This is a genomic window from Amycolatopsis lurida (assembly GCF_900105055.1).
Lineage (GTDB): Bacteria > Actinomycetota > Actinomycetes > Mycobacteriales > Pseudonocardiaceae > Amycolatopsis > Amycolatopsis lurida.
Genome location: NZ_FNTA01000004.1, coordinates 4785057 through 4805305 on the forward strand (window position 1 = coordinate 4785057; position 20249 = coordinate 4805305).

Annotated in this window: 15 protein-coding genes and 1 tRNA gene; 13 read left to right on the plus strand and 3 right to left on the minus strand. The window is 69.1% G+C overall.

Annotation, left to right across the window (positions count from 1 at the left end; genetic code table 11):
* Positions 1–78 precede the first annotated feature (78 nt).
* Positions 79–1647 carry an alkaline phosphatase D family protein gene (locus BLW75_RS27975; protein ID WP_034310231.1) on the plus strand — a complete coding sequence of 523 codons (1569 nt, stop codon included), beginning with the start codon at positions 79–81 and terminating at the stop codon, positions 1645–1647.
* Positions 1648–1691: 44 nt separating this feature from the next.
* Positions 1692–1764: transfer RNA gene (locus tag BLW75_RS27980), tRNA-Thr, on the plus strand.
* 484 nt (positions 1765–2248) lie between these two features.
* Here the strand turns inward: BLW75_RS27980 and BLW75_RS27985 are convergent.
* The gene (locus tag BLW75_RS27985; RefSeq protein WP_034310234.1) at positions 2249–3499 is read right to left on the minus strand and encodes a hypothetical protein; all 1251 of its coding nucleotides are present in this window, start codon (positions 3497–3499) and stop codon (positions 2249–2251) included.
* Positions 3496–4080, minus strand: a complete 585-nt coding sequence (locus tag BLW75_RS27990) for an RNA polymerase sigma factor (RefSeq protein WP_034310236.1) — start codon at positions 4078–4080, stop codon at positions 3496–3498. Before BLW75_RS27990 ends, BLW75_RS27985 begins: the two co-directional genes overlap by 4 nt.
* Positions 4081–4150: 70 nt before the next feature.
* Between BLW75_RS27990 and BLW75_RS27995 the strand changes: the two genes are divergently transcribed.
* On the plus strand, positions 4151–5593 hold the full coding sequence (locus tag BLW75_RS27995) for a hypothetical protein (protein ID WP_091598458.1): 1443 nt from the start codon (positions 4151–4153) through the stop codon (positions 5591–5593).
* A gap of 100 nt (positions 5594–5693) precedes the next feature.
* On the opposite strand, the gene BLW75_RS28000 is transcribed toward BLW75_RS27995, so the two are convergent.
* A complete protein-coding gene (locus tag BLW75_RS28000) occupies positions 5694–7271 on the minus strand; it encodes an MFS transporter (protein ID WP_091598461.1) in 1578 nt (525 codons plus the stop codon).
* Positions 7272–7359: 88 nt separating this feature from the next.
* Between BLW75_RS28000 and BLW75_RS28005 the strand changes: the two genes are divergently transcribed.
* From BLW75_RS28005 to BLW75_RS28055, 10 genes are all read left to right on the plus strand, one after another.
* Entirely contained in the window at positions 7360–8052 is a 693-nt protein-coding gene (locus tag BLW75_RS28005) for a TetR/AcrR family transcriptional regulator (RefSeq protein WP_091598464.1), read from the plus strand.
* Positions 8053–8694: 642 nt separating this feature from the next.
* Complete coding sequence (gene accD, locus BLW75_RS28010; protein WP_091599973.1) at positions 8695–10398, plus strand: acetyl-CoA carboxylase, carboxyltransferase subunit beta; 1704 nt, start codon at positions 8695–8697, stop codon at positions 10396–10398.
* A complete protein-coding gene (locus BLW75_RS28015) occupies positions 10395–10928 on the plus strand; it encodes an acetyl-CoA carboxylase biotin carboxyl carrier protein (RefSeq protein WP_103746169.1) in 534 nt (177 codons plus the stop codon). Before accD ends, BLW75_RS28015 begins: the two co-directional genes overlap by 4 nt.
* Before the next feature lie 12 nt (positions 10929–10940).
* Complete coding sequence (locus BLW75_RS28020; protein ID WP_091598470.1) at positions 10941–12332, plus strand: acetyl-CoA carboxylase biotin carboxylase subunit; 1392 nt, start codon at positions 10941–10943, stop codon at positions 12330–12332.
* A 128-nt stretch (positions 12333–12460) separates the two neighbouring features.
* Positions 12461–13234 carry an AfsR/SARP family transcriptional regulator gene (locus BLW75_RS28025; protein ID WP_034310239.1) on the plus strand — a complete coding sequence of 258 codons (774 nt, stop codon included), beginning with the start codon at positions 12461–12463 and terminating at the stop codon, positions 13232–13234.
* 185 nt (positions 13235–13419) lie between these two features.
* Positions 13420–14310, plus strand: a complete 891-nt coding sequence (gene rfbA / locus BLW75_RS28030) for a glucose-1-phosphate thymidylyltransferase RfbA (protein WP_034310242.1) — start codon at positions 13420–13422, stop codon at positions 14308–14310.
* Positions 14311–14412: 102 nt separating this feature from the next.
* Positions 14413–15747, plus strand: coding sequence for an NDP-hexose 2,3-dehydratase family protein (locus tag BLW75_RS28035; protein WP_034310245.1), 1335 nt, complete (start codon positions 14413–14415; stop codon positions 15745–15747).
* 123 nt (positions 15748–15870) lie between these two features.
* A complete protein-coding gene (locus BLW75_RS43625; protein WP_241783512.1) occupies positions 15871–17628 on the plus strand; it encodes an NAD-dependent epimerase/dehydratase family protein in 1758 nt (585 codons plus the stop codon).
* Complete coding sequence (locus BLW75_RS28050) at positions 17625–18734, plus strand: DegT/DnrJ/EryC1/StrS family aminotransferase (protein ID WP_034310247.1); 1110 nt, start codon at positions 17625–17627, stop codon at positions 18732–18734. The genes BLW75_RS43625 and BLW75_RS28050 overlap by 4 nt, the downstream gene beginning before the upstream one ends.
* A 41-nt stretch (positions 18735–18775) precedes the next feature.
* The gene (locus BLW75_RS28055; RefSeq protein ID WP_034310364.1) at positions 18776–20248 is read left to right on the plus strand and encodes an FAD-dependent monooxygenase; all 1473 of its coding nucleotides are present in this window, start codon (positions 18776–18778) and stop codon (positions 20246–20248) included.
* The last annotated feature ends 1 nt before the right edge of the window (position 20249 follow it).

Genomic DNA, 20249 nt, shown 5'->3' on the forward strand with positions numbered 1-20249 from the left:
GCAGGAAACCCGAAGTGGCGTCCACCACGTCGGAGGAAGATCATCGCGGGCGCACCGGTTTGCGGCACACTGCATGCCATGGCGTCCTCTGTGAGCAGGAGATCCGTTCTTCGCGCGGCGGGTGTCACCGCCGCCGGAACAGCGGCGACATTCACCCTTTCGGGTGCATCTAGCGGGGCCGAGGCCCCGGTTTTCGCGCACGGGGTGGCGTCGGGCGATCCGATGCCCGATTCGGTCCTTCTCTGGACCCGTGTCACGCCCTCGCCGGACGCGGTTCCGGGATCCGGAAAAGGGGCGACGGCAGACGTCCGGTGGGAGGTGGCCGAAGACGCCGGATTCATGCGCGTCGTCGCTCGCGGTCACGTCCGGACCGGACCGGACCGCGACCACACGGTGAAGGTGACGGCGGGCGGGCTGTGCGCGTCGACCGCGTATTGGTACCGCTTCACGGCTCAGGGGAAGGTCTCGCCGTCCGGGCGGACACGCACCGCGCCTTCGCACGACGAGGACGTCGCGAGCCTGCGGCTCGGTGTGGCCTCGTGCGCCAACTGGGCTGTCGGTCACTTCGCTCCCTACGGCTACCTGGCCGACCGCGACGATCTGGACGCCTTCATTCACCTGGGTGACTACCTCTACGAAGGGAATCCCAACCCTGCGGGTGATCTTCGGCCTTCGGTACCGCCCAACGAGTTGATCACCCTGCGGGACTACCGGCAACGCCACGCGATGTACAAGACCGACGAGCACCTCCGGCGGCTGCACGGCCGTCACCCGATGGTCGCGACCTGGGACGACCACGAGGCCGCCGACAACGCCTGGTCCGGCGGGTCACCGTCCCACGACCCGGCGACGGAGGGAAGCTGGCACGACCGGATGCGGGCCGCGCACCAGGCGTACTTCGAATGGATGCCGGTGCGGCACCGCGGTGACCGGCTGTACCGGCGGCTGAAGTTCGGGAGGCTGGCCGACCTCACCATGCTGGACCTGCGGACGTACCGGACGCGGCAGCCCGGCCCGGCCTCGGCGGAAGGCACCATCCTCGGCGCCGAGCAACGGCGGTGGTTCCTCGATGGCCTCGCGCGCGGGACCGCGTCCTGGAACCTGATCGGCAACTCGGTGATGGTCACGCCGATCAAGATCCCCGCGCTGCCCACCCGCGAACGGCTCGCCCTCGACGACCTGCTCGACGGCCAGCCGACCACGGTGAACACCGACCAGTGGGACGGCTACGCCGAGGATCGTCGCCGGGTCCTCGACACCATCGCGGCGCAGGGCCGGGGCAACACGGTGTTCCTGACCGGCGACGTCCACTCGTCGTGGGCGAACGACGTGCCGCGGGACGGCACGAGCGTCGCGGTGGAGTTCGTCTGCCCGTCGGTCACCTCGGACAACATCGACGAGCAGCTCGGCGTCCCGCCACGGACCGGCTCGCTGAAGGTGGAGGCGGCGATCCGCGCGCTGAACCCGCACGTGCGCTTCGTCGAGCTCGACTCGCACGGCCCCGGCGTCCTCGAAGTGACCCCGGAAGCCGTCCGGATGAACTGGTACTACGTCGCCGACCGCCGCGACCCGGCGACCGCCGTGACCTTCGCGCACGCCTTCCGGGTGGTGGCCGGGGACCCCCGGGTGCGCCCTGCGGACGGCTGAACGGGCGCCGATATACTGGCCGTGCCCGGGCTGCCCTGGGCACGGCCGCTATAGCTCAGCTGGTAGAGCATCTGTCTTGTAAACAGAAGGTCAGGGGTTCGAGCCCCCTTGGCGGCTCAAGATCGACATCGTGCTCCGCGTCGGGCATCGACCACGCCGTCGCCGCGGTTCCCCGAGCTTCGGTGAGGCTGCCGGCGCTCGTGCTTCGTGTCAATTCAGGTGTGTGGCCCTCGGTGGCGGTGTTGATCATCTGGGGATGATTTCTCGCTGGGGCGACCTCTGTGGCGAATCTGATCAACGTCTCGACGAAGCATCACGAGCGGTCAGGAGTATGTGAACTTGAAGCGTGCTTGGAAAACCTGGTGATCGGACAGGAGTCGTCGCGGCGATGACCCTCTCGCTGGGTGGCGTGGCGAGCGCGAAAGAGGCCGGCGACCACTACGGCCCGCTCGCAACCGAAGGGGAGTGCGAAAGCGCCAGACTGCAGCGATCCTTGCTACTGGTCGCTCCAGAACGGCGGCAGCTTGTGCTTACTCGGGTTTCACTGGTCGGAACGACAGATATTCTCGCGTCGATGGTGTCGCCGAGGGACGGCCCCGGGCTACAGAGTCCCTTCGAACACGACGGCGCCGTTGGCATCACGCGCTCGAGTGTGGACCTCCCGCGGGAACGGATCCTTCACCTCTTTCGGAACGAAGACCACGAAGGTCCCGTCGACCACATCGGATGTCGAGGTCAGTCCGGCGCCGAAGTCGCAGGTCACCGTCACCGCCGTCGACGGCAGCCGCGTCCCGGCGTACGGCGTCCGGGCGTTGCCCCGGTCACCGCCATCTTCCACACCGCCCAGAGGCTGCATCGGGATCACCCGGGGCTGCTCCGGCGGGATCTCGAACTGATCCTGGTAGACCCGCATCTTCATCCGGCCGGGACGCCGCGGGTCCGGAATGGTCGTGCACGCCAGGCTCCGGTCGCCCAGACGGCCGAGAACGACCCGATAGCCGTCCTTGTCCAGCAGCGCGCCCGGCCGGTAGCCCGTCACGTCGGAGACGGCGTCCACCGCGCCGGACAGGCAATCGCCCAGCGCACGGCCCGCGGGCGAGGTCCGGTCGGCCGGGGCGATCGGGCGATCGACGGCTGAAAGCAGGGGCGCCGGAGCCGGCGGCAGGTTTGTGGTCGTCGCTCCGACGGGCTCGTAGACGGATAGTTGCGTCTTCGCGGGGGCGGTCCAGGTGAACGAAACGAACTGATGTGTCAGAGGCGAAGCTTCCACGGCGTCCCCGCCGCCGGAATCCTCGGCTTGGAATGCGAGACCCGCGCCCGGCCAGGCCGGATCGAGTACCCCGCCGATCAGTCCGGTCGCGCTCTGCAGGAGCAGTCCGGTGCGGGTGCCCGGCGCATACGCGGGGGCGGCGTTCGGGTCGGACAGGGTCACGGAGGTCAGCGTCGTCTCGCAGAACATCGGCTTGCCCGCCGCCGTCGCGGCGACGACCGAAACGTCCAGCATGACGTCCGTGAAATGGGGGACCCATTCCTCGCGCGGGGCCACTCGGTCCGTTTTGCCCGCCGCCCGCACCGCGGCCCAACAGCGGTCGAGCGAGGACGCCGCCAGCCCGAGGTCCAGGTTGAGCCCGCCCGCGGCAGGCTCGGGGCGGGGGTCCGCGCCCTGCTGATGAAGTGACTGCGTCGCGGCGGCGACACCGGACGCGACGAGAACGACGGCCGCCGCGACGGCGTACCAGACACGTGCCGTCCGCCGCGGCTTCGCGATCCCCTCACGGACGGTCGATCGCATCCGGGCGCGGACGTCGTCCGGCATCCCACGGCGAGGCGGGTACACGGGTTCGCCGCTCATTTCTCCTCCAGCAACGTACGCAGCCGGGCTCGTCCCCGGGAAAGATGGGCGCGGACGGTGACCTCGGCGATGCCCAGCAACTCGGCGGCGTCGGCGATGCTCACCTCGGCGGCCAGGCAGAGTTCGACGACTTCGCGCTGCGATTTCGGCAGCGATCGGACGGCTTCGGCGACTCGCCCCAGCCGGCGCTGGCCGTCGATCTTCTCGGCCACCGAATCGGCGTGGTCGGATACGGCGGGCTGGGCGGGGATCTTCCCGAGCAGCCGCAGCCGGCGACGAGCACCGCGGTGCTCGTCACGGGCGACATTGGCCGCGACCGTGTAAAGCCACGGCAGGGCACTGTCCCGCACCAGGGTCACCTCGGCCCGCCGCCGCCAGGCGATGAGGAACGTCGTGGACGCCAGGTCCTCGGCGCTGCTCCACGAACCGGTCAGGCGATACGTGTAGTTCCACAGAGCCTCGGCGTGCCGCTCGAACAGCTCACCGAACGCCCCCTCGTCGCCGTCGGCCGCGCGGGCCCACAGTTCCCGGTCACCGGTCTTTTCCACCGGTACCCCCGCCCCGATCGCAAGACTGCTCACACCCTGGTTGTGGCCGGCACCGGCCGAACGTTGCGCGCAACTTTCCGGGGTGGAGAAGCCATGTCAAGCCATGATCATGGAACAGGTCCGGACGACGGACAACCAGGCGACGACCTGGCGGATGCCCCTGTCCGTGGCGGTGCTCTCGGCGGTGGTGTTCCTGCTCGCCCGCCCGCATTTGATCGACGACACGTTCATCACGCTGGCGTACGCGCGCAACGTCGCCTTCCACGGCCACTGGGGCCTGCTCGCCGACGCGACGTCGAACACCGCGACGTCGCCGGCGAACGTGCTCATCCTGGCGGCCCTGACCCTCTTCGTCCGCGACGCCGTCTTCGCCGCCGGAGTGCTGTTCGTGCTGTGCCAGGTCCTTCTCGCCCTGGGGTTGCGCAGGCTCGGCGCGGCGGCGGGGTTGCCGCCCCGGTTCCCCGCGCTGACACTCGCCGCGCTGACCGCGAACCCGCTTCTGCTCTCGTCGATCGGGCTCGAGGTCGCCCTCGGCGCGGCGGTCCTGGGCTGGCTCACCGTGTTCGCCGTCGAAAAGACCTCCTTCGCCTTCGGGCTGACAGCCGGCCTGCTCGCCCTGGTCCGGCTGGACCTGATCGTGTTCGCGGTGGTGCTCTTCGTCTTCCTCCGTCCCGGCGCGGGACGCGCGCTGCTCGGCGCCGGGCTGATCACGCTGCCGTGGTTCGGCTTCAGCTGGGTGGTGCTCGGCGCGGCGGTACCGGACACCGTGGTGATCAAGACGCTCCAGGGCTCGCGACATGCTTGGGGCGCCTGGAACTTCGGCAACGGCCCGCTGTTCTACGCGCGGACTTCGCCGGTGATGACCGCGCTGGCGTTCTTGCCCGCCGTCCTCGCCGTGGCGACACTGGCCGTCCGGCGGCGCACGATCCCCGCAGGGCTGCGGCCGTTCGTGCTCCTCGCCCTCGGCGGCCTGCTCTACCACGTCGGCTACGTGGTGCTGGCGGTTCCGCCCTACCACTGGTACTACGGCCCCGGCCTCACCGCGGCGACCGTTTTCGTCTGTGCAGTCGCGGTTTCCCGCCGGATCACGGCCGTCGGGGTGCTCGCGCTGATCGTCGCCGGTCTGATCGCGTACGCGGCTGCCGGACTTCCCCGCGCGTACGCGCCGCTCACGTCGAACTACACGTCGAGCGCGCAGTACGCCCGTATCGGAGCGGAACTGGGTGCGCTCGCCGGAGGCCGGATCGTCGGCAGCGCGGGCGAAATCGGCGTCCTCGCCTACAGTTGCGGTTGCCCGATCGTCGACGTCTTCTCCGACCGTGGCCTGCTGCCGTCCGCGATCGCGGCGCGCGGCGAGGAGAACCGCTGGATCCGCGCGATACTCCGCGTGAACTACGCCTTCTTCGACTTCGACGTCCGGCCACGCCGTCCCGAACTCGTGCTGCGCCGGCTGGCGGCCCCGCCGCCGGACGCGCTCGCGCATTGGACGCTCGAGGCGCCGACTCTCGGAAAGCAGGAGCTGTACCTGGTGCCGAACAAGGAGTGAGCGGTGCCGAGTCCGGGCCGCGAGGAGGCGGACGCGCGGTCACGCCTGGGAGGGCGACCGCGCGTCCGCGATAAGGCTGCGTAGCACCGCTGCTGGGGGGTCAGTGGTGCGCAGCGGGGCTGCTGTCCTGCTCTTCGACGGACGCTTGGCTGGTCGGCGGGACGCGGCGGAGGGCGACCAGCACGAATCCGGCGAGGACGAAGCATCCGGTGGTGCCGATCCAGGCGACCCAGTGCAAGCCGTTGACGAAGGTCTGACTCGCCGCCGCTCGAAGCCCGTCGCCCAGGGCGGCGGGTAGCTGGGCGGCCGCTTCGAAAGCCGCACCTAGGGTCTCCTTGGCGCTGGCGAGCACGTCCGCCGGCAGCCCCGGCGGGACGAGGTTCTCCAGCTCGCCGCGGTAGACCACCGCGCCGAGGCTGCCGAGCAAGGCGATACCGGCGGCGCCGCCGAACTCGTTGGCGGTCTCGGAGATGGCGGCGGCCGCTCCCGCGCTCTCCTTGGGGGCGGTGGCCAGCACCAGGTCCGTGGAGAGGGTGGCCACCGCGCCGATACCGCTGGACATGACCACTTGCGAGGCCACCACCCAGCCCACCCCGGACGCGACGTCCACCTGAGCGAAGAGGACGAAACCCACGCCGCCGAGGGCCAGCCCCACCGCGACGATCCTGGACGGTTTGACCCGGACGGCCAACGCGGTGCCGGTGCTCACGCCGATCAGCATCCCGGCGATGCCGGGCAGGCTCCACAGCGCCGCCTGGAACGGGCTGAAACCGAGCACCAGCTGGAGATACTGCGAGATGAACATGCCGAGCCCGGCCAGGACCAGGAAGGTGGACGCGCACGCGGCCACCGCACCGCTGAACTGCGCGCGCCGGAACAGCTTGATGTCGATCATCGGATGCTCGGCGGTCAGCTGCCGCCGGACGAACAGCACGCCGAACGCCAGGCCCAGCGCCACTGAACCGAGGTAACCCCAGGAAAATCCGTCGGCGGCGATCTTCTTCACGCCGAACATCACCGGCAGCACCGTGGCGAGCGAGAGCACGGCGCCGGCGAAGTCGAACCTTCCCGCACCCGGGTTGCGGAATTCCGGAAGCAGGATCGGACCGAGGATCAGCAGCAGCACCATCACCGGCACGTTCAGCAGGAAGACCGATCCCCACCAGAAGTACTCCAGCATGAGCCCGCCGATGATCGGCCCGACGATGGCACCGCCGGCGAAGCCCAGTGTCCACACGCTGATCGCCACCTGCCGTTGGCGTGCGTCGTGGAACATGTTGCGAATCAAGGAAAGCGTGGACGGCGCCAGGGTCGCGCCGGCGATTCCCAGCAAGGCCCTCGCCGCGATCAGCATCTCGGTGGAGTTCGAGTACGCCGCGATCAGCGAGGCGATGGCGAAGAGTGTGGCGCCGACGAGCAGCACCTTGCGACGGCCGACGCGGTCGCCGAGGGTGCCCATGGAGATCAGGAAACCGGCCAGCACGAACCCGTAGAGATCCAGGATCCACAACAGTTCGGCGCTGCTCGGTGCCAGGTCCGCGCTCAGAAACGGCAACGCGTAGAAGAGCACCGACAGGTCCATCGAGACCACCAGGCACGGCAGCACGATGACCGCCAGGCCGAGCCACTGCTTGCCGGTGGCTCGTTCGGAGCCCGTCGGCGGTGGTGGTGAAGTCATGGATCCCCCTACTTGATTACAACGTAAACAAGGACGTTGACAATGTATACTGAACCCTCGGGATCACGCAAACAGGATGTGAGGAACGGTGGCATCGAAGGTTCGGGCGGCCCTGTCGCTGTCGCTGATCGTCGAGACCGCGATCAAGGTCGCCGACGAAGGCGGCCTTGAAGCGGTCACGATGCGCGGGGTGGGGCAGCGGCTCAACGCCACGGGGATGGCGCTCTATCGCCATGTGGCGAACCGGGAAGCGCTGATCGAGTTGATGATCGATCAGGTGGTGAAGGAGTTCGCCTACCCGGAGGGCAGGCCGGAGCATTGGCGCGACGCGTTGCAGGCGGCGGCTCGGCAGGATTGGCGTTCCTACTTCGCCCACCCTTGGATGCTGGCCGCGACGGCGACGGCGAAACCCCCCATGGGGCCCAACATGCTCGCTTCGATGGAGTGGTCGCTGGCGACCTTCGACGGGCTCGGGCTTTCGGGTGCCGAGAAGCTCTACCTGCTCGGCGTGGTGAATTCCTATGGTCAGGGGCTGGCGCTGAGCTGGGGCCACGGCTTTCTTGCCCGTGGGGAAGACCGGGAGGATGCCGCGGAGTGGTGGATGGCGAATCTTCCCGGTGAGGGAGAGGTCGAGACATCGCCGCGGTATTCGCGGTTGCTCGAGGTCACCAAGTCACTGGGGGTGAGCCCGGCCTCCGAGGGATACATCGACGACGAGTTCGAATTCGGCCTCCAGCGGGTGCTCGACGGAATTCAGGTTTACCTCGACAGCCGAGGCTGAGTCGCGGCGCCGACGTCTCGCGGGCGCGTTTCGAAAGAAGCGCGCCGAATGCCGCTACGCGCGCTTGTCGAGGTGGTCGGCGGCGGGTTTCGATCACGGCTCCGGGCGATGGCCATTGCTGTGGATGAGCCTACCGGCTCCGGACGGGAATTGGCCACCATCCGAAAATCGGTGTGGCCGAATCGGCCGCGCTGCTAGTTTCGATGCCGTGGAATGGGGGCGGTGTGCGTGGCGCGCGGAACGAGCCGATCGGTCGCTCGATTTCCGGCTGTCATCTCGTGGTAACGCGCGTGGGGGGCGTCGACGTGTCGTTCCCGCTCACTGGGATACGTGCTCGATGATCTTCGGAAGATGTCCCGTGAAGTTCGGGGTTGCCATGGGCCGGAGCCTGTGTACGATGTAATCATCGTATTCGATCTTTCCTCGGGGGAACCCATGGGGCTCGGGGATTAACTGGGAGCGGCGCAAGTTCCTCGGGTTGCCGCCCAAGGTGCTGGGGAACGTTCGAGATGTCCTCGAATGTTGTGCCGGATGGATAATTCGCAGTCGATCTGCCATAGCAAACAACCGACGTGGCCTGGGTGGACACGAGGTTGCTTCGCTAATGCGTGCGGATTTCTGGGATAGGGGGATCCTGTGGCGATGAAAGTGACGGCGGCGGACGGGGTGGCCGGGGAGAGTTCTTGGTCGCTCTGCTCCGGATGTCGCCGGGTGGTCTATCGCAAACGGCTGGAGCGAGAATCGCTGGTATGCCCCGAATGCGGTTTCCATCAGCGGCTCACCGCACTCGAACGTATCGGACAGCTGTTCGACGAAGGATCGGTCCGGATGCTGGGACAGCCGGTGCCCAGCGCCGACGTACTCGGATTCACCGACACGGTCCCCTACCCGGAACGCCTGGCCGCGGCCAAGGCCCGCACCGGGCTGGACGAGGCGGTCGTGGTGGCCGAGGCCGCCGTGAATGGCCGACCGCTGGTCGCCGCGGTGATGGATTTCCGTTTCCTTGGCGGAAGTCTGGGCGCCGGAGTCGGCACGCTGATCGTCGCCGCCGCGGAAACGGCGCTGCGGCGACGGATTCCCCTGCTGCTGGTGTGCGCCTCGGGAGGTGCCCGCATGCAGGAGGGCGCGCTGGCCCTGATGCAGATGGCGCGGACGAGCCAGGCGCTGGCCGAACTCGACGAGGCCGGGATCCTCACCCTGTCGGTGATCACCGATCCCACCTACGGGGGTGTCGCGGCCTCGTTCGCGTTGCTGGCGGACGTGGTGCTGGCGGAGCCGGGCGCCCGCCTCGGGTTCGCCGGCCGCCGCGTGATCGAGCAGACGATCCGCCAGCGGCTTCCCGACGGCTTCCAGACCGCGGAGTTCCTCGCCGAGCGCGGGCTGATCGACGGCGTCCGGTCACGGAACGCGCTGCGGGACAGCTTGACGCGGCTGCTGGCGGCCGCCGGGCCGGCCGCGGAGCCCGGACCCGGGACGGGCGGTGCCGTGGTCATCCGCGACCACACCGAATTGGCCGCCGGTGATCCGTGGGCGGCGGTGCGCTCCGCCCGTGATCTCGGCAGGCCGACCACTTTGGATCTGATCAGCCGGGTCTTCACCGATTTCGAGGAGCTGCGCGGGGACCGCCTCGGCGGGGACTGCGCCGCGGTGGTCGGCGGGCCCGCCCGGCTGGACGGCTTGCCGGTGATGGTCGTCGGCCAACAGAAGGGGCACACCGCGGCCGAGCTGGCCGCCCGCAACTACGGCATGCCCTCCCCGCAGGGGTATCGCAAGGCCGCGCGGCTGATGCGCCTGGCGGAGAAGCTCGGGCTCCCGGTGATCACCCTGGTGGACACTCCCGGCGCCTATCCCGGCGTGACCGCGGAGGAGGACGGCCAGGCTTTCGCCATCGCCGACAACCTGAGGTTGTTGTCCGGCCTCGCGGTCCCGGTGGTCACCGTGATCACCGGCGAGGGCGGTAGCGGCGGCGCTCTCGCACTGGCCGTCGCCGACGAGGTGCTGATGTTCTCCGGCGCGGTGTACTCGGTGATCACCCCGGAGGGCTGCGCGGCGATTCTCTGGAACGACCCGACGATGGCCTCGGCCGCGGCGAGGGCGCTGCGCGTGGACGCGCGGGAGCTGCTCCGGCTCGGAGTGGTCGACGGGGTGATCTTGGAGCCGGAAGGCGGCAATCAGGCCGATCCGGCGATGGCGGCGGAGGGGCTTCGTGGCGCGCTGGTCCCCGCGATCCGGCGGCTGGCCGGATTCGGTCCGGACGAGCTGGTGCGCGGACGTCGCGCCCGGTTCCGGGCCTTCGACGGTGCGGTGGGTACGGCGGTTACCGAGGAATGGAGCGCGGAGCGATGACACAGAGCTGGACCGAACATCTGGCGCGTGAGTTCGGCGGCCGCACGGGCAACGGCGCCGGTCTCGGAGCATTGGACGAGCGACGGGAGAGTCACGGCGAACTCCTGGAGCAGGTGCGGGAAACCGCGCTGCGGCTGGTGACCGCCACCCCGGTCCCACCGCGGTCACTGCGGCTGCGGGCCGGTGAGGTGTCGGTGGAGATGGACTGGCCGGACTCGTCCGCCCCGGTCCCGGCGACGGCCGTGGAGCCGCGGGCGGTGGCCGTCACGGAACCCGCCGGGGACACCGCGCTCGGTGAGGTGTGCTCGACCACCGTCGGCGTCTTCTACCACGCGCCCGAACCGGGTGCGCCGCCTTTCGTCGAGCCCGGAGATCGAATCGAGCCCGGACGGCAGATCGGGGTGATCGAGGTGATGAAGCTGATGGTCGCGGTGACGGCGGACGAGGCGGGGACGGCCGTCGAACTGCTCGCCGCGAACGGCGAATCGGTGGAATTCGGCCAGCCGCTGCTCTCCTTCCGTCGCGACTGATCGGGGGCGGCCGTGTTCAGCAAGGTCTTGATCGCCAACCGGGGTGAGATCGCCCTGCGTGTCGCGCGCACCTGCCGGGAGCTGGGCATCGGGGTGGTGGCCGTGTACTCCACGGCCGACCGGGACTCCGCGGTGGTCCGGTACGCCGACGAGTCCGTCCACATCGGACCAGAAGCGGCCAGGGACAGCTACCTCAGCATCCCCGCGCTCATCGAAGCGGCCCGGCGCACCGGCGCCACCGCGATTCACCCCGGTTACGGATTCCTCTCCGAAGACCCGGATTTCGCCGAGGTCTGCCGGGAGAACGGGATCGTCCACATCGGACCGCCGGCCGAGGTGATCGCCCGGCTGGGGGACAAACCGGCGGCCAGGACGCTCATGGCCGAGGTGGGCCTGCCCATGCTGCCGGGCAGCCTCGGCCCGCTTCCGACGGTGGCCGCCGCCCAGGAGACGGCCGACGAGATCGGCTATCCGGTGATCATCAAGGCCGCGGCGGGCGGCGGTGGCCGGGGGATGCGGATCGTGCACGAAGCGGACGAGTTCGCCGCGGCCTACCGCGAAACCGCCGCTGGTGCGCAGCTGCTCTTCGGCGATTCCCGGGTGTACGTGGAGCGGTACCTGCCGATCTCCCGTCACGTCGAGATCCAGGTACTCGCCGATCAGTACGGGGAGGTGATCGCGCTCGGCGAGCGCGACTGTTCGGTCCAGCGGCGGCATCAGAAACTGATCGAGGAGAGCCCTGCCCCCGGGCTGCCCGCCGAAGTGGTCGACCGCATGCAGCAGGTCGCCGTGGCCGGGGCCAAGGCCGCGGGGTACGTCGGCGCGGGCACCTTCGAATTCCTGCTCGCCCCCGACGGGGCCTTCTACTTCATGGAGGTGAACTGCCGGATCCAGGTGGAGCACCCGGTGACCGAGATGATGACCGGCGTCGACCTGGTCGCCGAGCAGATCAGGATCGCCGCCGGCGAGCCGCTCACCGTGCGCCCGCCGGCGACCCGGCCGCCGGGCGCGGCGATCGAATGCCGCATCAACGCCGAGGACGCCGACCGTGATTTCGTGCCGACACCGGGGGTGCTGACCGAGTTCGTGCCCGCCGGCGGGCCGTTCGTCCGGGTGGACACGCACGGGTTCCCCGGTTACCGGGTTCCGGCCGGGTACGACTCCCTGCTGGCCAAGCTGATCGTCTGGGCGCCCACACGGGCCGAGGCCGTGCGCCGGATGGACCGCGCGCTGGCCGAGTTCCGCGTCGAAGGGCCCGGGGTGCGCACCACCTCGGAATTCCTCCGCGACGTCCTGCGCGATCCCGAGTTCCGTTCGGGAACGCATTCGTCCGACATCGTCGGCCGTGTGCTGGAGAGCCGTAAGGAGGTGCTGGGGGTTTCCGCGGCCGCGGCTGAGCGCTGATCCCGGTTGCGGCCGGTTTCTCACCAACGGTTCGTCCGCGCGCGAAGCGCCGGACGGGCAGAATTCTTCGGGAGAGGGTGGAGAAAGTGTTCGGTGAATACCGAAGTACGAGAGGCACGGCGTCGCCCGTGCTCGACGACGACGGGCCGCCGGTGTTCCGGGTGCTCGGTTCGGTGGAGATCCTCGGCCAGGAACGGCCGTTCATCCCCAGGGCGCGCAAGGTGCACCAGCTGCTCGCGCTCTTCCTGTTGCGGGCAGGCCGGGTGGTGCACACCGACATGCTCATCAACGAGCTCTGGCCGGAGCGACTGCCCCGCAGCGCCAGGTCCACCGCGCAGACCTACGTGTATCAGCTGAGGCGGGCGCTGGAAACCAGTGGCCTGCCCGGCAGTGGTGACGAGCTCCTGGTCACCAAGGCGCCGGGCTACATCCTCCGGATTCCGGAGCAGCGGATCGACGTGTACCGCTTCCGGGCACTGGCCGCCAGGGGGCGGGCCGCGATGGACGACCGGCGCCACGAGGACGCCGCCCGGCTGTTCCGGGAGGCGCTGGACCTGTGGTCGGAGCAACCGGTCGCCGACGTCAACTGCGGGCCGCTGCTCACCGCGCACGTGCTGGATCTCAACGAGCAGCGCCGGAACGTCCGGCAGTTGCGCATCCAGGCCGAGATCGAGGCGGGCATGCACCACGAGGTGATCGGCGAACTCCGATCGCTGGCGGCCGACAATCCGCTCGACGAAGGACTGCACGGACAGCTGATGCGGGTGCTGGGCCGCAGCGGCCGCCGGGGTGACGCGCTGGACGCCTACCAGAACATCCGCTCGGCGCTGGTCGAGCAACTGGGGCTGGAACCCAACGCCGAACTGCGGCGGCTGCACCAGGAACTGCTGACCGCGGACTGAGTGGCCCGGTTTTCGGGCGGTAAGGGCCTTTCAGGGCGACCGATGTCCTGAAAGGCCCTTACAGTCCACCACGGACCGGTCGGGGGAAGCTGTACTCATACTGGACTTCCGGTGGAACGCCGAGGGCCAGACTGGACTTCGGGGACGGGCCTTTCCGTTCCGGACATCCAGTGTGGAGGAATCCAGTGAAGGGCATCATCCTCGCCGGCGGGAACGGAACCCGGCTGTACCCGGTCACGCTGACCACTTCCAAGCAGCTGCTGCCGGTTTACGACAAACCCATGATCTATTACCCGCTCTCGGTGCTGATGCTGGCCGGGATCCGCGAGGTGCTGATCATTTCGGCCCCGGCGGAGCTGGGGAACTTCGAGCGCCTGCTCGGCGACGGTGGCGATTTGGGGCTGCGGATCACCTATGCGGTGCAGGACGAACCGCGGGGATTGGCCGACGCGTTCCTGATCGGCGCGGACCACATCGGCGACGGCCCGGTGACGTTGATCCTGGGGGACAACATCTTTCACGGTCCGGGTTTCCCGGATCTGCTGCGGGACGCGGCGCAGGCGCTCGACGGCTGCGTCCTGTTCGGTTATCCGGTTCGGGATCCGGAACGCTACGGGGTCGGTGAGGTCGACGACCGGGGCCGCCTGGTCTCACTCGAGGAAAAACCGGAACGGCCGCGGTCGAACCGGGCGATCACCGGTCTCTACATGTACGACGGTGACGTCGTGGAAATCGCGCGCGGGCTGACTCCGTCCGCGCGTGGCGAGCTGGAGATCACCGATGTCAACATCGAATACCTGAACCGGGGAAAAGCGCGCCTGGTCGATCTCGGCCGGGGTTTCTCCTGGTTGGACACCGGGACGCACGAGTCGCTCACCTCGGCCAGTCTGTATGTCCAGACGCTGGAGGAGCGGCAAGGCGTCCGCATCGCGTGCATCGAGGAAATCGCTCTGCGTATGGGTTTCATCGACGCGGAGGCCTGTTACCGGCTGGGTGAACGGCTCTCGAAATCGCCTTACGGAAAGTACGTGATGGAAATCGCGGCGCCCGCCCCGTTGCTGCGCGCGGTGCGCTGAGACCGTTTCCGGTCGCACCAGGGAAATCCCATTCGCGTACCACCCGGCCGGGAAATGATGCAGCTACGACAACGGCTGAGTCTTATTCCGGAGGTGTGCCGAGTGTTCGATGACCTGGCTGATTTCCACACTTGGTTCGCCGAACGGCGGGCCGCCAATCACTACGAGGTGTCCGCCGTGCCGGTCGACCGGATAGAGGGCTGGCGGACCGAGCCGGAAACCGGCGATCTGGTGCACCACACCGGGAAGTTCTTCGCCGTCCGCGGCCTGGAGGTCGGCACCGACCACCGCGAGACGGCGGCCTGGACGCAGCCGATCATCCACCAGCCCGAGATCGGCATCCTCGGCATCGTGGTCAAGGTCGTGCGCGGTGAGGTCTGGTGCCTGCTGCAGGCCAAGATGGAACCGGGCAACATCAACCTGGTCCAGCTCTCCCCGACGGTACAGGCCACGCGGAGCAACTACACCCGCGTGCACCGGGGGAACGCGGTGCCGTACCTGGAGCATTTCGTCGCGCCACGGGAAGGCCGGGTGGCGCTCGACGTGCTGCAATCGGAACAGGGCTCGTGGTTCCTCAGCAAGCGCAATCGGAACATGATCGTGGAGGTGCCGGAGGATCCGGCTCCCCGCGAGGATTTTTGCTGGCTCTCCACGAGCCAGATCGCCGAACTGCTCCGAGTGCCCAACCTGGTCAACATGGACGCCCGCACCGTGCTTTCCGGGCTTCCGTTCTTCCACGCTCCGGAGCTGACCGAGGGACTGCCCGCCGAACAGGACGGCCGTCCGCTGCACACCACCGGGCAACTGCTGAGCTGGTTCACCGGATGCCGGGCCCGCTACCAGCTGAACCGCCGCTTCGTGCCGCTCGCGGGTTTGCCGGGCTGGCGTCGTATCGGCGGCGAGATCATCGACGAGGGCAAGCGGTTCTTCTCGGTGACGGGTGTCCGGGTCGAGGCGTCCAGCCGGGAAGTGGGGTCGTGGTCGCAGCCGATGCTGCGTCCGGTGGAACGCGGGGTCATCGGCTTCCTCGGCCGTCACATCGACGGAGTGTTCCACGTGCTGGTGCACGCCAGGACCGAGGCGGGCACGCAGGATGTCGTGGAGATGGCGCCCACGGTGACCTGCATCCCGGCCAGCTACGCCGGGCTGCCCGCCGCGCGCCGTCCGCGGTATCTGCGCGACCTGGAGGAGGCGGCGGCCCGCGGCGCGCTGGTGGACGTGGTGCATTCCGAGGAGGGCGGCCGGTTCTACCACGCGGAGAACCGCTACGTGGTCGCCGACGTCGGCCCGGATTTCGGCCTGGACGTGCCCGAGGACTACTGCTGGATGACCCCGCGTCAGCTGACCGGGTTCCTGCGGTACGGCAACCACGTCAACGTGGCGGCCCGGTGCCTGCTCAGCTGCTTCCCCAGTGCGCCCGCACTGGCCACCCGGTGAGGCGCCGGTGCCCAGCCTCGTTGGATCGCAGCTGGACCACGGACCGGCAGACTCGGTGGAGACGTTGCGGGGCAAGAAAAGCATGAATCCACAAGGGAATCCGGAGACGAGGGAGGGGTGGCGGTGTTGAGGTTTCCCGAGTCGAAACCCGAGCCGAAGATCGTCGTGCTGGGTTCCTCCGGGCTGATCGGTTCCGCCGTCACCGCGGCGCTCGCCCGCCGCCCGGTCCGGCTTCGCGCGGTGGCCCGCCGCCGGACGGCGATTCCCGCCGTCCGGGCAGGCGAGGTGGAGGTGCGCAGCGCGGACCTGACCGATCCGGAGCGGCTGCGTGAGGTCGTCGCCGACGCCGACGTGCTCTTCCACCTGGTCAAGGACAGCGCGGGCTGGCGAACCGCGGAGGAGGACCCCGGCTGCGAACGGGTGACCGTCGGCGTGCTCCGGAACCTGGTGGAGGTGCTGCGGTCGAGGCGATCGGCCGGGCCACCACCGCTGGTGCTCCACAGCGGCGCCGCCTCACAGGCCGGTGTGCTGGACGAACCGGCCGACGGTTCCCAGCCGGACCGCCCCGGCAGCGTCTACGACCGGCACAAGCTGGCGGCCGAACGACTGCTCATGGCGGCCACCGCCGAGGGGGTGCTGCGCGGGATCAGCCTTCGCCTGCCCACCGTCTACGGGCCGGATCCGGCACCGGACGTGCCCGACCTCGGGGTGATCAGCACGATGATCCGGCGTGCGCTGAACGGTGCCGAACTTCCGTTGTGGCACAGCGGGATCGTCCGTCGTGACCTGCTGCACGTCGCCGACGTGGCCGCCGCGTTCATGTCCGCGCTGGACCACGCCGACGCCTTGGTCGGAGGGCATTGGGTGATCGGCTCCGGCCAGGGGTGGGACCTCGCCGACGCGTTCGAACGCGTCGCCGCCACCGTGGCCGAGCACACCGGTTCGGACCCGGTCCCGGTGCGGCGGGTGCTTCCGCCCGCCCATACGCCGATCACCGACTTCGCCAGTCTCACGGTGGATCCCGCCGCGTTCCGGACGATCACGGGCTGGGAGCCGCGGCTGCCGTTCGCGGAGGGCCTGCGGCACACCGTCGCGGTGATGCACCGGCGCGCGGTCGCCGGCACGAAGAAGGTACCCGTCGCCGAAGGGAAACAGATGTACGGAACCGAAGCGTCCGAAATCTACGACGTCGTCTACACCTTACGGGGCAAGGACTACGCGGCCGAGAGCAAGCAGATCGCGGAACTGGTCCGTGCCCGCAACCCGAGGGCGTCCTCGCTGCTAGACGTGGCCTGCGGCACCGGCGGGCATCTGGTCTATTTCGACGAGCTGTTCGGCGAGGCCGAGGGCCTCGAGCTGTCCGGGGAAATGCTGGAGATCGGCAGGGAACGGCTCCCCGGAATCCCGATGCACCAAGGCGACATGCGGGAATTCGACCTCGGCCGCCGGTTCGACGTCGTGGTCTGCATGTTCGCTTCGATCAGCCATGTCGGCAGCGAAGAGGAGATGGCGCGGACGGTGCGCCGGTTCGCCGCACATCTCAATCCCGGTGGCGTGGTCGCCATCGATCCCTGGTGGTTCCCGGACAACTTCATCGACGGGTACGTCAGCTCGGACGTCCTGACCCCCGACGAGCGCACCATCGCGCGGATCTCCCACGCCTGGCGCGAAGGCGATCAGTCCAAAATGGACGTCCACTACGTGGTCGCCAGCGCCGAAGGAGGCGCCCGTCACTTTCAAGAGCGCTATCAGTACCAGCTGTTCAGCCGTGAGCAATACGAGAACGCCTTGCGCGCGGCCGGTTTCACCGTCGAGTACATCGAAGGGGTCCAGTACGGGCCCGGCCTGTTCGTCGGGGTTCTCCAAGGAGAGGGCGAATGACCATTCGGGTGTGGGACTACCTTGCCGAGTACCGGAACGAGCGCGCCGACATCTTGGACGCGGTGGAGACCGTCTTCGAATCGGGACAGCTGGTGCTGGGCCCGAGCGTACGCGGCTTCGAGGAGGAATTCGCCGCTTACCACGGGGTCGCGCACTGCGTCTCGGTGGACAACGGGACGAACGCGATCAAACTGGGTCTGCAGGCGCTCGGTGTGGGGCCCGGTGACGAAGTGATCACCGTGTCGAACACCGCCGCGCCCACGGTGGTGGCCATCGACGCGATCGGTGCGGTCCCGGTGTTCGTCGACATCCGGGAAGAAGACTTCCTGATGGACACCGGGCAGATCGAAGCGGCGATCACCGAACGCACGCGATGCCTGCTGCCGGTGCACCTCTACGGCCAGTGCGTGGACATGGCCGCGATCGGGCGGATCGCCGCGGAGTACGGCCTCAAGGTGCTGGAGGACTGCGCGCAGGCGCACGGCGCCACTCAGGGCGGCCGCCGGGCGGGAACTTTCGGCGACGCGGCGGCGTTCTCCTTCTACCCCACCAAGGTCCTCGGTGCCTACGGCGACGGCGGCGCGGTGATCACCGGTGACGCGACCGTCGAAGCGAACCTCCGCCGCGCGCGGTACTACGGCATGGAAAAGGTCTATTACGTCGTCGAGACGCCGGGCCACAACAGTCGTCTCGACGACGTGCAGGCGGAGATCCTGCGCCGCAAGCTGACCCGCCTCGACGACTACCTCAAGGGCCGCCGCGAAGTGGCGCGGCGCTACGCGGAGGGCCTCGGAGACACCGGAATCCTGTTGCCCACGACCAATCCGGGCAACGACCACGTGCACTACGTGTACGTGGTCCGGCATCCGCGCCGCGACGAGATCATCGAAGCGCTGCGTGCCTACGACATCCACCTGAACATCAGCTACCCGTGGCCGGTGCACACCATGCGCGGCTTCGCCAAGCTCGGCGTCGAACCCGGCAGTCTGCCGGTCACCGAACGGCTCGCCGGGGAGATCTTCTCGCTGCCGATGTACCCGGCACTGAGCGCGGAAAAGCAGGACGAGGTGATCCGGGCCGTCCGTGCGGTGCTGGCCCGGTTGTGAACGCGAAGACCGGAAGCACCGGCGAGCAGAAGGAGGTAGCGATGGATGCCGACGTGATCGTGGTCGGGGCGGGCCCGGCCGGTCTCATGCTCGCCGGGGAACTGCGGCTGGCGGGCGTGCCGGTGGTGCTGATCGAGCGGCTGGAGCGGCCCACCGGCGAATCGCGCGGACTGGGCTTCACCGCCCGGACGATGGAGATCCTCGACCAGCGTGGCCTGCTGGCGGAGTACGGGGAGATCGTCACGAGTCCTCACGGCCACTTCGGCGGCCTGCCGGTGGACTTCAGCGTGCTGGACGGGATCCACTTCAGCGCGAACGGGGTTTCCCAGGCCAAGACCGAGGAGATCCTCGCCAAGTGGGCGACGGGGCTCGGCGCCGACATCCGGCGTGGCTGGGAGTTGACCGGACTGTCCGACGACGGCACCGCCGTGACCGCCGAGGTCGACACACCCGACGGTCTCCGGCGGTTGCGGGCGCGGTATCTGATCGGCTGCGACGGCGGCCGGAGCACGGTCCGCAAGCTCGCCGGGTTCGAGTTCCCCGGCAGCGAACCGACCTTGGAGATGTTCCTCGCCGACGTCGCGGGTTGCGCGCTCAGGCCACGGCCGATCGGCGAGCGGGTGCCGGGCGGGATGGCGATGTCGGCGCCCATCGGCGGCGGGGTGGACCGGGTGATCGTCTGCGAGCGCGGCGACCCGCCGGTGGAGCGGGACGGGCCGCCGCCCTTCGGCGAGATCGCCGAGGCCTGGTCGCGGCTCACCGGCGAGGACATCGGCGGCGGCGATCCACTGTGGACCAGCTCGTTCACCGATTCGGCGCGGCAGGCGACCACCTACCGGCGTGGCCGGGTCCTGCTGGCGGGCGATGCGGCGCATATCCATCTGCCCGCCGGCGGGCAGGGGCTCAACGTCGGTCTCCAGGACGCGCTGAACCTCGGCTGGAAGCTCGGCGCGGTGGTGCGCGGACGGGCACCGGAGAGCTTGCTGGACACCTATCACGGCGAACGGCATCCGGTCGGCGAACGGCTGCTGATGAACACGCAGGCGCAGGGGCTGCTGTTCCTCAGCGGGAAAGAGGTCGAGCCGCTGCGCGAGGTGATGGGCGAGCTGATGGCCATCGACGAGGTGAACCGTCATCTCGTCGGCATGATCAGCGGGCTGGAGATCCGGTACGACCTGGGCCCGGGTGAGCATCCGCTGCTCGGCCGCCGCCTGCCGCCCCGCGAACTCGTGGTCGCGGACGAGAAGACCAGCACCACCGAGCTGCTGCGCGAGGGCCGCGGAATCCTGCTGGACGTCGGAGCGGGGGCCGGCGCGGGGGCTTGGGCGCAGGCGGGCCCGTGGGCGGACCGCGTCGACGTGGTGACCGCCTCACTGACGGAGGACGACACCGGAGACGTCCTGCGCCAGGCGGGCGCCGTGCTGGTGCGCCCGGACGGCTACGTCGGCTGGGTCGCGGCCGCTCCCGGTGAGTCCTTGACCACGGCACTCACCCGCTGGTTCGGCCCGGCGTGAG

Coding starts and splice junctions, on each gene's coding strand:
- BLW75_RS27995 (WP_091598458.1), top strand. CDS start 4,151: ATGATCATGGAACAGGTCCGGACGACGGACAACCAGGCGACGACCTGG.
- BLW75_RS28050 (WP_034310247.1), top strand. CDS start 17,625: ATGACCATTCGGGTGTGGGACTACCTTGCCGAGTACCGGAACGAGCGC.
- accD (WP_091599973.1), top strand. CDS start 8,695: ATGAAAGTGACGGCGGCGGACGGGGTGGCCGGGGAGAGTTCTTGGTCG.
- BLW75_RS28055 (WP_034310364.1), top strand. CDS start 18,776: ATGGATGCCGACGTGATCGTGGTCGGGGCGGGCCCGGCCGGTCTCATG.
- BLW75_RS27975 (WP_034310231.1), top strand. CDS start 79: ATGGCGTCCTCTGTGAGCAGGAGATCCGTTCTTCGCGCGGCGGGTGTC.
- BLW75_RS27985 (WP_034310234.1), bottom strand. CDS start 3,499: ATGAGCGGCGAACCCGTGTACCCGCCTCGCCGTGGGATGCCGGACGAC.
- BLW75_RS28015 (WP_103746169.1), top strand. CDS start 10,395: ATGACACAGAGCTGGACCGAACATCTGGCGCGTGAGTTCGGCGGCCGC.
- BLW75_RS28000 (WP_091598461.1), bottom strand. CDS start 7,271: ATGACTTCACCACCACCGCCGACGGGCTCCGAACGAGCCACCGGCAAG.